Source organism: Streptomyces fildesensis, assembly GCF_016107395.1.
Classification (GTDB): Bacteria; Actinomycetota; Actinomycetes; order Streptomycetales; family Streptomycetaceae; genus Actinacidiphila; species Actinacidiphila fildesensis.
In genome coordinates, this window is the sequence record NZ_JAAIKO010000165.1 from 1 (window position 1) to 545 (window position 545).

Consider the following 545-nt stretch of genomic DNA (forward strand, 5'->3'; position numbering starts at 1 on the left):
GTTGAATCTTTACGACTCCACTACGCCCGCAACTTGCTGAGCAAGGTCCCCAAGTCGGCCCAGCCGTGGGTGGCCACCTTGTTGCGGACGGTCTTCGAACAACCCGACGCCGACGCCGTCCGCCATCAGATGGCGTCGGTCATCACCACCCTCGACGACAAGTTCCCTGCCGCAGCGGAGCACTTGGATGCCGCCCGGGAGGACCTACTGGCGTTCACCGCGTTCCCACGCGTGGTCTGGAAGTCGATCTGGTCAAACAATCCGCAGGAGCGGCTGAACAAGGAGATCCGCCGCCGCACCGATGTCGTGGGCATCTTCCCCGACCGGCCCGCGATCCTGCGGCTGATCGGTGCGGTCCTGGCCGAGCAGACCGACGAGTGGATCGAGGCCCGGCGCTACATCGGCAGCGAGATCCTCGCCCGCTGCCGACTCCACCCGATCGAGGGAGAAGCCACCGACGAGATGAGCACGACAGCCCTGACCGCCTAACCTGAAAACGAGTCACCGATTGGCCGTCGATACACCACGCCAACGGACGTGACCGC

At 65.0% G+C, this 545-nt stretch carries 1 protein-coding gene; it reads left to right on the plus strand.

Features of this window, described 5'->3' with window-relative positions; translation table 11 throughout:
• Positions 1 to 489: transposase (locus C6N31_RS42415; RefSeq protein WP_198359647.1), on the plus strand; the 489-nt coding region annotated here is incomplete at its 5' end.
• Positions 490 to 545 lie beyond the last annotated feature (56 nt).